This window comes from Saccharopolyspora sp. NPDC002686 (assembly GCF_040295745.1).
Taxonomy (GTDB): Bacteria; Actinomycetota; Actinomycetes; order Mycobacteriales; family Pseudonocardiaceae; genus Saccharopolyspora; species Saccharopolyspora oryzae.
This window is the reverse complement of sequence record NZ_JBEOVY010000054.1, coordinates 15,168-28,570: the sequence shown is the minus strand read 5'-3', so window position 1 is coordinate 28,570 and position 13,403 is coordinate 15,168. Positions and strand designations below refer to the sequence as shown.

16 protein-coding genes are annotated in these 13,403 nt (G+C 68.6%); 5 read left to right on the top strand and 11 right to left on the bottom strand.

What is annotated here, in order from left to right; all coding sequences use genetic code 11:
* Positions 1-132: 132 nt before the first annotated feature.
* The 4 genes from ABTZ89_RS10190 to ABTZ89_RS10175 are packed head-to-tail and all read right to left on the bottom strand — an operon-like array spanning position 133 to position 4,220.
* Entirely contained in the window at positions 133-957 is an 825-nt protein-coding gene (locus ABTZ89_RS10190) for a carbohydrate ABC transporter permease (RefSeq protein WP_270947873.1), read from the bottom strand.
* Positions 954-1,886 (bottom strand): carbohydrate ABC transporter permease, encoded by a 933-nt coding sequence (locus tag ABTZ89_RS10185; protein WP_502949528.1) that lies wholly within the window; start codon positions 1,884-1,886, stop codon positions 954-956. The genes ABTZ89_RS10190 and ABTZ89_RS10185 overlap by 4 nt, the downstream gene beginning before the upstream one ends.
* Positions 1,883-3,226, bottom strand: coding sequence for an ABC transporter substrate-binding protein (locus ABTZ89_RS10180; RefSeq protein WP_270947874.1), 1,344 nt, complete (start codon positions 3,224-3,226; stop codon positions 1,883-1,885). The genes ABTZ89_RS10185 and ABTZ89_RS10180 overlap by 4 nt, the downstream gene beginning before the upstream one ends.
* Positions 3,216-4,220 (bottom strand): zinc-dependent alcohol dehydrogenase family protein, encoded by a 1,005-nt coding sequence (locus ABTZ89_RS10175; protein WP_351042525.1) that lies wholly within the window; start codon positions 4,218-4,220, stop codon positions 3,216-3,218. Before ABTZ89_RS10175 ends, ABTZ89_RS10180 begins: the two co-directional genes overlap by 11 nt.
* A gap of 120 nt (positions 4,221-4,340) precedes the next feature.
* On the opposite strand from ABTZ89_RS10175, the gene ABTZ89_RS10170 reads away from it, so the two are divergent.
* Positions 4,341-5,321: a sugar-binding transcriptional regulator gene (locus tag ABTZ89_RS10170; RefSeq protein ID WP_270947876.1), complete on the top strand. Its 981-nt coding sequence runs from the start codon at positions 4,341-4,343 to the stop codon at positions 5,319-5,321.
* A gap of 4 nt (positions 5,322-5,325) precedes the next feature.
* On the opposite strand, the gene ABTZ89_RS10165 is transcribed toward ABTZ89_RS10170, so the two are convergent.
* Entirely contained in the window at positions 5,326-5,760 is a 435-nt protein-coding gene (locus ABTZ89_RS10165) for a MarR family winged helix-turn-helix transcriptional regulator (protein WP_270947877.1), read from the bottom strand.
* Between the two features lie 102 nt (positions 5,761-5,862).
* Between ABTZ89_RS10165 and ABTZ89_RS10160 the strand changes: the two genes are divergently transcribed.
* The 4 genes from ABTZ89_RS10160 to ABTZ89_RS10145 are packed head-to-tail and all read left to right on the top strand — an operon-like array spanning position 5,863 to position 8,735.
* A complete protein-coding gene (locus ABTZ89_RS10160; RefSeq protein ID WP_270947878.1) occupies positions 5,863-7,263 on the top strand; it encodes an MFS transporter in 1,401 nt (466 codons plus the stop codon).
* Complete coding sequence (locus tag ABTZ89_RS10155; RefSeq protein WP_351042520.1) at positions 7,260-8,150, top strand: NAD(P)H-binding protein; 891 nt, start codon at positions 7,260-7,262, stop codon at positions 8,148-8,150. The genes ABTZ89_RS10160 and ABTZ89_RS10155 overlap by 4 nt, the downstream gene beginning before the upstream one ends.
* On the top strand, positions 8,140-8,364 hold the full coding sequence (locus ABTZ89_RS10150) for a hypothetical protein (RefSeq protein WP_351042517.1): 225 nt from the start codon (positions 8,140-8,142) through the stop codon (positions 8,362-8,364). The genes ABTZ89_RS10155 and ABTZ89_RS10150 overlap by 11 nt, the downstream gene beginning before the upstream one ends.
* A 2-nt stretch (positions 8,365-8,366) precedes the next feature.
* Entirely contained in the window at positions 8,367-8,735 is a 369-nt protein-coding gene (locus ABTZ89_RS10145; RefSeq protein ID WP_351042514.1) for a VOC family protein, read from the top strand.
* A gap of 49 nt (positions 8,736-8,784) precedes the next feature.
* On the opposite strand, the gene ABTZ89_RS10140 is transcribed toward ABTZ89_RS10145, so the two are convergent.
* From ABTZ89_RS10140 to surE, 6 genes are all read right to left on the bottom strand, one after another.
* On the bottom strand, positions 8,785-9,174 hold the full coding sequence (locus ABTZ89_RS10140) for a VOC family protein (protein ID WP_351042512.1): 390 nt from the start codon (positions 9,172-9,174) through the stop codon (positions 8,785-8,787).
* A gap of 152 nt (positions 9,175-9,326) precedes the next feature.
* Positions 9,327-10,151, bottom strand: a complete 825-nt coding sequence (locus ABTZ89_RS10135; RefSeq protein ID WP_351042509.1) for a serine/threonine-protein kinase — start codon at positions 10,149-10,151, stop codon at positions 9,327-9,329.
* Entirely contained in the window at positions 10,148-11,995 is a 1,848-nt protein-coding gene (locus ABTZ89_RS10130; protein WP_351042506.1) for an ABC transporter ATP-binding protein, read from the bottom strand. The genes ABTZ89_RS10135 and ABTZ89_RS10130 overlap by 4 nt, the downstream gene beginning before the upstream one ends.
* 50 nt (positions 11,996-12,045) lie before the next feature.
* Positions 12,046-12,192 carry a hypothetical protein gene (locus tag ABTZ89_RS10125; RefSeq protein ID WP_270947887.1) on the bottom strand — a complete coding sequence of 49 codons (147 nt, stop codon included), beginning with the start codon at positions 12,190-12,192 and terminating at the stop codon, positions 12,046-12,048.
* Positions 12,193-12,207: 15 nt separating this feature from the next.
* The gene (locus ABTZ89_RS10120) at positions 12,208-12,333 is read right to left on the bottom strand and encodes a hypothetical protein (RefSeq protein ID WP_270947888.1); all 126 of its coding nucleotides are present in this window, start codon (positions 12,331-12,333) and stop codon (positions 12,208-12,210) included.
* Positions 12,334-12,470: 137 nt separating this feature from the next.
* Positions 12,471-13,373 carry a 5'/3'-nucleotidase SurE gene (gene surE / locus ABTZ89_RS10115; protein ID WP_270947889.1) on the bottom strand — a complete coding sequence of 301 codons (903 nt, stop codon included), beginning with the start codon at positions 13,371-13,373 and terminating at the stop codon, positions 12,471-12,473.
* Between the last annotated feature and the right edge of the window lie 30 nt (positions 13,374-13,403).

Genomic DNA, 13,403 nt, shown 5'->3' with positions numbered 1-13,403 from the left:
GCGACAGCGAGACGCAGTGCTTATCAATCGGCCGAGTCATCGCTGGTCAGCGGAGTCCGGGGTGGGGAGGCGCCCGGACCAAACCCCGGGCGGGCACTGCAACGGCGCTCAAGAAGCAAAGCTCCAAACGGGCTACTTGACCGCCCCCATGGACAGACCACGAACCAAGTGGTTCTGAGCGGCCCAACCAATGATCATCACAGGCAGAGAAGCCAAGAAGGCCGCAGCGCTGAGCTGCGCCCAGTAGAGGCCCTCGCTGGTGATGAACCCGACGAGGAAGACCGGAACGGTCCCGGCCTGAGCAGCAGTCAGGTTGACCGCGTAGAAGAACTCGGTCCAGGAGAAGATCACGCAGATCAGCGCGGTAGCAGCGATGCCGGGCGCCACCACCGGAAGCACCACCCGGAACAGCAGCGTCGGCAGCTTGGCCCCGTCGATCCGCCCCGCCTCCACCATCTCCTTGGGCACTTCCAGGAAGAACGAGCGCATCATCCAGATCGCCAGCGGAAGGTTCATCGCCGTGTACAGGACCACCAGAGCCCAGACGTTGTCCAGCATCTTGAGGTTCTGGGAGATCACGTACAACGGGATGATCGCCGCGACGATCGGCAGCATCTTCGTGGACAGGAAGAACCCCAGCGCGTCCCGGGTCCCCGGCACGGCGGAGATGGACAGCACGTACGCCGCCGGCACCGCCAGCAGCAGCACGAGCAGCGTGGACACCACCGTCACGAACGCCGAGTTCGCCAAGTACGGCAGGAATCCGCGCTCCAGTACACCGGCGAACTGCTCCAGCGTCGGGGTGAACACCACCTTCGGCGGGTTGGTGTAGGCGTCGTTCTCCTGCTTGAACGAGGTCAGCACCATCCACAGCACGGGGAACACGAACAGGATCGCGATCAGCCAGGTCAGCGCGGTCAACGCCCAGCGGCCGAGTGGGTTGCCAGTCCGCATCATCGCACCTCGCTCACGCCGAAGGTCCGGAACATCAGGCGCAGCGCGAAGGTCGCCACGATCAAGGTCAGCACGACCACGATCACGCCCATCGCCGAGGACTGGCCGATGTCGAAGCCCTCGAAGGCCCGCTGGTAGATGTAGAACGGCAGGTTGGTGCTCGCGGTACCGGGACCGCCCTGCGTCATCAGGTAGATCGCGTCGAAGCTGTTCACGATGTAGATCGCCCCGAGAAGCGCGGCGAGCTGCAGGTATCGGCCCAACTGCGGCAGCGTGATCGAGGCGAAGGTCCGCCACCGGCCCGCCCCGTCGACCGCCGCGGCCTCCAGCACCTCCTTGGACTGGCCCTGCAAGCCGGCCAGGATCAGCAGCATCATGAACGGCGTCCACTGCCAGATGATCTGCGCCATCACCGATGCCAGCGGGAACTCCGACAACCAGTCGACATCGGTGCCGAACACGAAGTTCAGCAACCCGTAGGTGGGGTCGAACATCGTCGTCTTCCACAGCAGAGCGCCGGCCGCGGGCAGGATGAGGAACGGCGTGATCAGCAGCGTCCGCACCACGCTGCGTCCCAGGAACTGCCGGTCCAGCAGCAGCGCCAAGCCGAGGCCCAGCAACATCGCCACCAGCACGCACACCACCGTCAGCAGCACGGTGTTGAACATCGCTCCGCGGAACTGGCTGTCGGCGAACACGTCGATGTAGTTGCGCAGACCGACGAAGTGGCGAGAGCCCGGGCGCACCAGGTTCCAGGACTGGAACGAGTAGAACACCGTGAGCAGGAACGGGATCTGGGTGACCAGGACGGTGAACAGCAGCGCGGGCATCAGCGGCGCGCGGCGCAGCCAGGCCTCGCGCGACCACTTCCCGGGACGTCTGCGAGTCGTCGAACGGTCGACTGCGGTTGTCGTGGTGGCCGTCTGCGTCATCTGGTCTCCCGGTATGCCGCACCGACGGATTCGGCGTATTCCTGGGACTGCTGCAGTGCTTCGTCCACCGAGATCTGCCCGGCGATGGCCGCCGAGAGCTGCTGGCTGACCCGGGTCCCGAGGTCCTGGAACTCCGGGATCCCGACGAACTGGATGCCCGGGTAGGGCACCGGGTTCAGCATGGTGTTCCGCTGGTTCGCGCTGTCGATCCCGGCCAGCGTGGGTGCGGCGTAGGCGTGCGCGGCCTCCTGGTACTCCGGGATCTCGTAGGTCGACCGGCGGCAGCCCGGTGGCACCCGGTTCCAACCGAACTCGGTGCCCACGGTGCGCACGAAGTCCTTGTCGGTCATCCAGCGCATGAACCGCCAAGCGGCGTCCTTGTCCTGGGCGACCTTCGGCATGGCCAGCGACCAGGTGTAGAGCCAGCCGCTGGTCTCGGTGCGCGACACCGGAGCGGGCACGTAACCGGACTTGCCGACGACCTCACTGCTGTCCGGATCCTCGTTGGTACCGGCCATGACCGTCGCGTCGTACCACATCGCCGCTTCGCCCTGGCCGTATCGAGTGCCGCACTCGGTGAACCCGGCGCTGGACGCACCGACCTCGCCGTGCTGGCGCACCAGGTCGACGTAGAACTGGGCGGCGGCCCGGAACTCTGGCGAGGTCAGCTGCGCGTTCCAGTTCTCGTCGAACCAGCGGGCGCCGAAGGTGTTCGCCACGGTGCTGAACGGGGCCAGACTCTCGCCCCAGCCCGGCTTGCCGCGCAGGCAGATCCCGGCCACGCCTGCTTGCTTGTCGTCCAGGCGAGCGGCGAAGTCGGCGATCTGCTCCCAGGTGGGCCGTTCCGGCATGGTCAGCCCGGCCTTGGCGAACAGGTCCTTGCGGTAGGCCAGGAACGACGACTCGCCGTAGAAGGGCACCGCGTACATCGATCCGTCGTGGGAGAGCGAATCGCGGATGCTGGGGATGAAGTCGTCCGCGTCGTAGCCCGGGCTGGCGTCGATGTAGGGCTGCAGGTTCTCCAGCCAGCCGTTCGCCGCCCACTGCGGGGTCTCGTAGTTGCTGATCATCACCACGTCGAACTCGCCGCCCTCGGTGGCCGTCGAGGCGGTGATCTTCGCTCGCGCCTGGTTCTCCGGCAGCTGCACGAACTTCAGCTTGATGCCCGGGTTGTCGCGTTCGAACTGGTCGGAGAGCGCGATGGCGTCCTCCATCTGCGGGTTGGACACGATCGCCACGACCAGCGTTCGCCCACCCGCACCGAGCGCCCCGGCTCCCGCGCATCCGCTGAGCAGCAAGGCGACGACCGCGAGCACGGCCAGCTTGGCTCTACTTCTCATCAACGCCTCCCGGCAGGACCTGCACCTTCAGCCCGGCGCCGCTGCGCATCAGGTCCAGCGCGGCGGGGAACTCCTCCAGCGGCAACGTGTCGGTGAGCAGCTCGTCGGTGTCGATGGCGCCGGACGCGACCAGGTCCAGCGCGGCGCCGTAGCTGTGCAGCACCGCCATCGAGCCGACGATCTTGATCTCGTCGTTGTAGATGCGGAACGGCGACAGGGAGATCCGCGCCTCGGCCGGGGCGACGCCGAACACCAGCAGCCGGCCACCGCGGCGCAACGAGTCGAAAGCGGCCTCGATCGCGGGCGCGGCGCCGGTGCAGTCCACGGCGGCGTCGAAGCGCTGGTCGAGTTCAGCGACGTCGGTGCTCACCGCGACCGCGCCGAGCTTCGTGGCGCGCTCCAGACGTGCCGCATTGCGATCGACCATCGAGACCTGGGCACCACCGCGCTGGAGCAGCTGCTGCATCAGCAGCCCCATCGTGCCCGCACCGACCACGAGGAACCGCTCCCCCGCTTCAACACCGATCTGGCGCACACCGTGCACCGCGCAGGACACCGGCTCGACCAGCGCGCCCTGCTGCCAGGTCATGGAGTCGGGCATCCGGTAGGCGGTGCTGGCGGGGATGGCCACGTACTCGGCGAAGGCGCCGTCGACGGTGTCGCCGGTGGCGTTCCAGTTCGCGCAGAGATTGCCGTGGCCCGAGCGGCACGGCGTGCAGTAGCCGCAGAACAGCGACGGGTCGACGGCCACCCGGTCGCCGATCTTCCACCCGCCCGGCACGTCTGCGCCGAGCTCGACGACTTCACCGGCGAACTCGTGCCCGGGCACGATCGGGTAGGGCGTGGGCGGGAAGTGCCCGTCGGCGATGTGCAGGTCGGTGCCGCAGATGCCGCACGCGCCGACCTTGATCACGAGTTGTCCGTCGCCGGGTTTCGGGTCCGGCACCTCACCCACCCTGATCGAACCGGGCTGGTCGATGATCGCGGCGCGCATGACACCCCTTCCGCTTGACCCGCTCATATGAGCACTGCGGGCCGTTCGTTCCGGCAACTCGCCGAGAATTGAAGGGTGATTCCGCGCATCCCGTCAACATTTTCTCTCTAGAATGCTCATATGAGCATCAGCAAGATCCGTGCGAGGCTGACCGACACGGTCACGGCGGCGTCCATCGCGCACCGGTTCTTCGTCCAGGGCCGATCCAAGCTGGAGATCGCCCAGGAATTCGGGATCAGCCGGTTCAAGGTGGCCCGAATCCTCACCGCAGCACGGGAAACCGGCCTGGTCCGGGTCGAGTTCGACCTACCGGTGCCGATCGACCTCGAGCTGTCGGAGGCGGTGCGGACCAGCTACCGGCTGCGCCGCGTCCTGGTGCTCAATCGAGCGCAATCCAAGGCCGAACGCCCCGAGCTGCGCCGGAGGATCGGTGCGCTGGCAGCGGATCTGCTCGCCGAGACCGCCACCATCGAAGACGTGATCGGCCTGTCCTGGGCCCGGTCGGTCAACGCCATGGCGGATGCCGTCCGCACGCTGCCGAAGTGCCCGATCGTGCAGTTGTGCGGCGTGCAGGCGGGCATGGACATGCGGGACCGGTCGGTGGAGACGGTCGGCAGGCTGGCCGACATCTCCGGCGGGTCCGCGTACCCGATCTACGGACCGCTGGTGCTCCCGGACCGCCGCACCACGGAGATACTCCGCAACCAGCCGGGCATCGCCGAGACCTTCGACCAGTTCCGCCACCTGACCAAGGCCGTGGTCAGCATCGGAGCGTGGCGCCCCGACGAATCCACCGTCTACGACGCCCTGAGCCAACCGGAACGGGACGCGATCGAGGAGCGCGGTGCGATGGCGGAGATCGCCGCCCGCCTCTTCGACGCGGACGGCAACGCAATGTCAACGGGCCTGGCCCATCACGTGCTCGCGATCCCGCACGAACAGCTCGCCCAGATCCCAGAAGTCATCGCCCTGGGCTACACGGAACCGAAAGCCCGAGCGATCGACGCGGTCCTGCGCTCCGGAGTGGTCACCACCCTGATCACCGACGCCCAAGTAGCCGAGATCCTTCTAGAGCTGGTCGCCGAACGCCCGCTCGCATAGCGGCTCAAGCCTCCGCAGCGACGTTGGCGCGCAGCTGGGCGAGAGTCCGTTCGAAAGCAGCCAAATCCCCTTCGGGGATGCCGGCGCGGAGTCGTTCGTCGAAGGACATCGCCACCTTCCGGAGGCGGTGGAACGCCGCTTCTCCCCCTTCGGTCAGCTCGACCTGGTGAACTCGTCGGTTCGCCGGGTCTCGCTGCCTGGTGAGCAGCCCCTCGGACTCCATCGCGTTGAGGTGGTGGGTCAGGGTCGCGCCCTGGATCCCCACCGCAGCGGCCAGTTCTCGCTGGTTGCTCACCTTGCGGGTCTTGAGCGACAGCAGAACCAGCCACACCGGGACCGAGCCGCCCGCTTCCGCGAGGGCGTCGTCGAAGGCTCGACCGACCGCCTTCGAGGTCTGCGCAAGGTTCAGCCCCAGCGGCTGATGTGCGGGTCCAGGCATGCCGCCAAGCTAGCACAGACCAATCGAAGACTAATCGTTTGACATCTAATCATTCGAGACCTACCGTTGGCTGCACTCGCCGCTGAGGAACTGGGGATTCCCATGACCAACGGAAGAGCAACTCCAAGCACCCCCGCAGAGCTGCCGGGGTCGGATCGCCGCCGGTGGACCGCACTGGCATTCATCTCGGTCGCGCAGCTGATGCTCGCGCTCGACGCCACCGTCACGAACATCGCGCTGCCGTCCGCGCAGACCGACCTCGGCTTCTCCGACGCGCAGCGGCAGTGGGTGGTCACCGCGTACACGCTGGCCTTCGGCAGCTTGCTCCTGCTCGGTGGCCGCCTCTCCGACCAGCTCGGTCGCGCTCGCGCCTTCCGCACGGGGCTGGTCGGGTTCACCGCGGCATCCGCGCTCGGCGGTTCCGCGACGAACTTCGGCACGCTGGTCGCGGCGCGCGGCCTGCAAGGTGCGTTCGCCGCCCTGCTCGCACCCACCGCGCTGGCACTGCTCGCCACGACCTTCTCGGAACCACGCGAACGCGCCAGGGCTTTCGCGATCTTCGGAGCGATCGCGGGCAGCGGCGGAGTGCTCGGCCTGGTGCTCGGTGGAGTGCTGACCGAAGCCCTCACCTGGCGGGCATGCCTGTACGTCAACGTCCCCGTCGCCGTGCTCGCAGCGTTCGGGACCCGGTACGCCGCCAGCCGGCCGGGCGCCGTTCGGCGGTCCCGACTGGACCTCATCGGCGCGTTGCTGTCGGCCGGCGGCTTGTCCGCGATCGTCTACGGGGCAGCGCAGAACTCATCGCGGATCGTGCCCATCAGCACCGGGATCGCGCTCCTCGCGGCATTCGCCGTGCGGGAGTCCCGGACTCCTGAACCGCTGCTCCCGCCCCGGATCCTCCGCGATCGCAACAGGATCGGCGCGTGCCTCGCAGTCGCGTGCGGTGTCGCCGGGATGCTGGCCACCTTCCTGTTCCTGACCTACTACCTCCAGGAAGTGCTCGGCTGCACCCCGGTGCAGGCTGGGCTCGCATTCCTACCGCTGTCGGCTGCGGTGTTCGCCAGCTCGCAACTGCTCGCCGCGCGGTTGCAAGCCCGCGTAGCTCCCCGCGCGTTGATCGCCTCAGGTCTGCTGGTCGCCGCTGCGGGGCTGGGCCTGCTGACCGGGTTGGCCCCGGGCGGCTCCTACGCCACCGACGTGCTGCCAGCGGAAATCCTGCTCGGCATCGGCATGGGCTGCGTTTTCCCGACTGCGATCAGCTCGGCCACCAGCCGGGTCGATCCCCGCGAGGCCGGGGTCACCGCAGCCGTGGTCAACGCCGCGCAGCAGATCGGCGGATCGATCGGCGTGGCAGTGCTCAACACCGTCGCCGTCGCCGCAGCAGGGCCCTCCGGCGGTTACGCCCCAGCAGCGTTCTGGGCTGCGTCGACCCTCGTCGTCGGCGCACTGGTCAGCGCTGTGCTCATCAATGCCCGCGCACCACATCGAGGAGGAGAACGATGATCTTGGTGACCGGCGCGACCGGGAACGTCGGCTCGGAGGTGGCCAGCGCGCTGGCAGCTGCCGGGCACCCGGTGCGCGCGATGACGCGACGGCCGCACGAGGCCCGCACACCAGACGGTGTCGAGGTGGTCTACGGGGACGCAAAGGATCCCGCCAGCCTCGACGAAGCGTTCCGCGGCGTCGACCGCGCGTTCCTCATGACCTCGCAGCAGGTCGGCAGCGCACCGCGCCCGACGCACGACATCAGCCTCGCCGCAGCTGCGCAGCGCGCCGGGGTCGCACACCTCGTGAAGCTGTCGGTCTACGGCGCGGGCCGGGGCGACGACGTCATCGACCGGTGGCACGCGGAGGCGGAGGCGGCCGTGGTCTCGACCGGGATCGACCACACGATCCTGCGGCCGGGCCGGTTCATGTCCAACGCCTTGCACTGGGCGCCGATGATCCGGCGCGGCGACCAAGTGCGCATCCCGTTCGCGCACCGGCCGACGGCTGCGATCGCCCCCGCCGACATCGCCACCATCGCCGTGTCCGCGCTGACCACCGACGAGCACCGCAACGCCGTTCACCAGCTCTCGGGGCCGCAAGTGCTGACGCCCGCCCAGGAACTCTCCATCATCGGCGAGGAACTCGGCCGGCACCTCCAACTGGCCGAACCGTCCCCCGGGGAAACGCGGGCCGGCCTGCGCCGCTCCGGGATGTCGCCGGAAGTCGTCGACGCGGTCCTCAACCGCGCGGTCGGAAGCGACGACGGCGCACAGGTGCTGCCTGCGATGCCCGGTCTGCTCGGGCGGCAGCCGACCACCTTCGCCGACTGGGTTCGCACGCACATCGACTCATTCGCCCACCAGGAGAACGACGACCGGCAGGAGCGAGAAGATGTCCACTGAGGAAGGCGTCCGCCAGCTCGAACAGCAGTGGGCCTCGGCTGAGGCACGCGGTCAACGCGGGGCGTACCGCGGGAATACGGTCGACGGCGAATTCCGTTCCACCCACATCGCGGTTCGCCGCGGCGACCGGTGGCTGCTGGCCGGCATCCAGTTGAGCCCGATCGGTGCGCCACCGGCTTTCGCGCAGAACACCTCGCAACCGGCCGGGGAGTGATCATGGGTATCGAACTGAACCACACCATCGTCGGGGCTCGGGACAAGCACGATTCCGCACGGTTCCTGGCCGACATCCTCGGTGTCGAGGTCGGTGCCGAGTTCGGGCCGTTCGTGCCGGTCGAGCTCGACAACTCGATCACCCTGGACTACATGACCCAGTCGGACGTGCAGCCGCAGCACTACGCGTTCCTGGTCGACGAAGCCGAGTTCGACGAAGCTTTCGGCCGGATCCGCGACGCGGGGATCGCCTACTGGGCCGACCCGGCCCACCAGAAGCCCGGCGAGATCAACCACCGCTGGGGCGGCCGGGGCGTCTACTTCGACGACCCCGACGGGCACAACATGGAGCTCCTGACCAAGACGCCGTAGCCCCGGGCACTCCGCCCGGCGGCCGCGCCGGGCGGAGTGTCCACTTCGGTCAGTCCTGCAGATCTGCGCCGTAGGGCTGGGTGATCGCTTCCAGGTAGTGACCTGACGGATCGCAGAAGTAGACCCCTCGACCACCGTGGTCGGTGTTGTACTGGTTCGGGAACTTCCGCTGCGGATCTGCCCAGTGCTCGAGCCCGGCCTCCTGAATCCGGGCGTAGATCCCGTCGAAATCCTCCTCGGTGACGAGGAAGGCGTAGTGCTGCGGCGGGAAATCGATGGGCGGCTCGGCGAACTGGAGGGTCACCCCTGCGTCCAGGTGGACCGGGAAGAAGGGACCAGCCGGTTCACCCAGCGGGAGGCCGAACATCTCCGCGAAGAACGAAGCCGATTCCTGCTTGTCGCGCGCGGCGACGATGGTGTGATTGAAAAGGGTGGTCATCGAAGACCTTTCGAACCCGCGCCTCCATGCCTGACGCTGTCCGCCACCGGCACGCGACGCTGCCCGCCAGCAGATCACGTCCCGCAGCGCCCCGTCAAGCCGATCGGACGTCGGCGGGGCCAAGTGCGAGACCGAGGACCGGCCTAGCCGGCTCATGGGTTCTCGTCGCCGGTCGCCTCGACGAGGAGCTCGTGGAGGCGTTGCAGCGTCGGGCGCTGCTCAGGTTGCGGGTGGAGGCAGCCGTCGATCCCGGCGGCCAGCGGTTTGGGCAAGCGCCGCACTGATCGCACGGGTGGTGCCGTCGTCGTCAGCTGCGAGAACTCATCGGTTCCCGGCACGTCGAAGGGCTGGATTCCGGTGGCCGATTCGTACAGGACGAGGCCGATGCCCCAGGCATCGGCCGGCGGCCCCACCAGACCGCCTCGGGCCTGTTCCGGCGCCATGCAGCGCGGTGTTCCGGCTCCGCCGCGGTGCTGCCCCGGTGGGCGGGCCAGCCCCAGGTCGAGCACTCGCGCTCGGCCGAACTCGGCGATGATGTTGCCGGGTTTGAGGTCCAGGTGCAGGTACCCGCGGTCGTGCAGGTAGCGGATCGCCGAGCACAGCTGCAGGCCCAGGTGGCCGAGTTCCTGGACGATGAGCTTGCGCTTGCCGTCGTCGAGCAGGCTGTCCAGGGTCGCCCCGCCCAGCGTCTCCATGATCAGCACCGGAGTTCCGTCGGACGCCTCCGCGATCTCGTAGGCGCGAACGATGTACGGGTGGGTGCAGGACAACAGCAATTTTCCCTCGAACGCGAGACTTTCACTGATCTCGCGGTCGTCGACGAGGTCCGGTCGCACCGCCTTGACGAAGCACCGGCTGTAGCGCTGGGCGCTCCAGGCGTCGTAGGTGTCGTACCACTCGCCTCGCCGGATGTGCTCGATCACCGCGTAACCGGGCGCGAGCTCCTGCCCGCGGCGGAGTGGCTCTGCTTCGGTCATGCCAGCTCCCGCACCACGGGCTCTTCCTGCTGCATCCGGTACAGCGACGCGTAGCGGCCGTTGCGGCGCATCAGCTGGGCGTGCGTGCCGGATTCGGCGATCCGGCCGTCGTCGAGCAGCAGGATCTGGTCGGCATCGCGCACCGTCATCAGGTTGTGCGCGATGACGATGGAGGTGCGGTCGGCCATCAGGCGCCGCAGCGGTTCCAGCACCCGCGCGCTGGACGCCGCATCGAGGCCGACGGTGGGCTCGTCGAGCAGCAGGACCGGCGCGTTGCGCAGCATCGCGCGGGCGATGGCGATTCGCTGCCGCTGCCCGCCCGAAAGCAGGCTGCCGCGCGCTCCGACCGTCGTCCGGTAGCCGTCGGGCAGCGCGGTGATGAACTCGTGCGCGTCCGCCGCGCGGGCGGCGCGCACCACCTCGCGGTCCGTCGCTCCGGGGCGCGCCCAAGCGATGTTGTCCCGAACGCTGGCGTCCACCACCAGGGCGTCCTGGAGCACGACCGAGATGTTGTGCCGCACCTCCTGCTGCTCGACGGACCGCAGGTCCAGCCCGTCGAGGGTCACTGCGCCGGTATCCGGGTCGTAGAAGCGCAGCAGCAGCTTGCCGACCGTGGACTTGCCGGATCCGCTGGCCCCCACCAGGGCCAAGGACTGACCGGGCCGGACGGAGAAGGCGACGCGGTGCACGGCGTCGCGTTCGGTGTTCGGGTACCGGAAGCTGACCGCGTCGAAGGCCACCTCGCCTCGCGCTCGGCCCAAACGGCGCGGGTGCACCGGATCCCGGACGTCGGGGACCTGCTCGAGCAGTTCGATGATCCGCTCGGCACCGGCGGAGGCCGCGTAGACGGTGTTGGTCAGCCGTCCGAAACCGCGCACCGGGCTGTAGAGCTGGCTGAGGTAGCCGAGGAACACGAGCAGGCCGCCCAGGGTGATCGTGCCCCGAGACAGCTCCCAGGTGCCGAGCCCGATGATCAGCAGCACCCCGCCGAGTTCGAGCAGGTCCACCAGCGGGCTGAACAGCGCGTGCAGCCGGGTGGCGACCATCTCGGCGGCGAAGCTGCCCAGGTTCTCCCGGTGGAACCTCTCGGTTTCGGCGCGCTCGCGGCCGTAGGCCTTGACCAGCGCCGCGTTGCTCAGGCTTTCTTCGGCGACTGCGCCGATCGTCCCGCTGCGCCGCCGCTTCTCCCGCGACGCGGCCTTGATCCGGCGGGAGAAGTACCGCGCGGTCAACCAGAACGCCGGGACCGCGATCAGCGAGACCACCGCGAGCCGCCAGCTCAGCACGAACAGCGCACCGGTGAACAGCACGATCTTGAACAGGTAGGACAGCGCCTGGACCGTCCCGGACAGCACCAGGTTCTCGATGGCGCTGACGTCGCCGGTGAGCCGGGACAGCGTGTCCCCGACCTTGCGGCGGTCCAGGAATCCGATGGACAGCCCGTGCAGGTGTCCGAACAGGTCGGTGCGCAGGTCGAGCAGGAAGCGCTCGGCGACCCAGGTGGAGACGTACTCGTCGGTGAAGCCGACGATGCCGGCCAGCACCGTGATCCCCAGGTAGGCGGCGCCGAGGGCGAAGAACAGCCCGAAGTCGCGGGGCACCAGGACGTCGTCGACGAGGATCTTGAACATCCAGATCGTCGCGGTGTCCAGCAGCGGTCCGATCAGGACGAGCAGCACCACGAACGCCCACCAGCGCCGGTAGGGGCGGGCGTAGGGCCAGAACCTCCGGAAGATCTCCCGCACGCCGACAGCTGGTGCCTGCTCGACGAGGACCTCGGTCTCCGCTCCGGGAACGGTCAGCAAGGCCCGCAGCCGGGCCAGCAGCGAAACGATGAGACTCATGAGACGTGGTGGGCGGCGGTGTCCGATGGGCACCGCCGCCGGTCAGTGGATCAGCGACCCATCGGGAAGAAGTCCGTCCTGCCGTGGTGCTTCAGCGACGTCCGCCGCCGACCGCGGTGGTGGTCCCGGCCGCTGTGGCTGCGGTGCCGGTGGTTGGTGGCAGCGGGAACGTGTGCGACGAACAATCCCTTGACCATGACCGTTTCCCCCTCTCACAGGCTGCGGTGCGTGCGGGCCGTCATGCGGCTGCCCCGGCTGCGTGACCGGTGCCGGCTCCGGGACTTGTCCCGGTTCTTGTTGCCGGCGGGCAGGTGCGCGGCGAACAAGGCGTGCGCCATTTGGTCGCTTCCCCTCGAACTCACATCTGTAGGTGTCCGTCCAAGTCCAGGCTCGCTCGCGGGTCATCGCGGAGCTAGAGCATTTGTTCCCCGCCAGTGGGTGTGCAAGCGCGCTCGCACACCCACGACGAGCTCTCTCAGCGCAGGGATCCGAGCCGCTGCCGCATCGACGCCAGAACACCGCTGGAGGCGGTCCAGTCGCCGTCGAGCGGGGTGACGGAGACGTAGTCCGCTGCCAGCGCGTTGTTGTCGGAGTCGCGCACCGGATCCGGCGAGGTGTCGAACACTGGCTGGATCACGTAGCAGTCGGGGCACAGATCGGTGCGCTCGTAGCGCGGCCGGACGAACGCCGACCGGCCGGTCGCGGTCACCTTCGTGCCCTTGACCTCGGGCGCCACCGGGTAGTTGATGTTGAGCGTGGTGTGCTCCGGGAGCAGCGGTCCGCCGTTGGAGGTGCTGCGCAGCTGGTCGAGCACGCGGGTCGCGTACTCGGCGGCAGCGGGCACCGGGCCGAGCTGCGGCGGATCGGTGCTGACGTCGATCTCGACGCTGATCGCGATGGCGGGGATGGACAGCTCACCGCTGACGTTGGTGGCGCCGACCGTGCCGGAGTGGGCGGCGACCGCGCCGGTGTTCTGCCCCGGGTTCACGCCGGACACCACGACGTCCGGTGGGTCGCCGGCGAAGACGTTCTGCACCCCGAACGACACCGAATCCCCGGGCGAGCCGCACACCGCCCAGGTGTCCGGGGCCACCTGCTTCGCCGTGATGGTGTTCTCCTGCGTCGGTTCCCCTCGCGCGTACTTCGAGGAGAGCTCGGTGCCGCTGCCGCTCTGGTCGTCGCACGGGGCCACCACGGTCACCCGGTGCCCGGCCGCGCTCAGCGCCTGCTTCAACGCCGAGAGCGTGGGCGCGTCGTAGCCGTCGTCGTTGGTCAGCAGGATGTCCAGCGGCTCCTGCGCCGGGCTCACCCCGGGCAACGCGAGCACGCACGCGAGCGCGGCCGTCGAGGCCGCCCACCATCGGGAACTCCGTCTCATCGATCCACTCCTCCTCGCCGGAATCGGGAG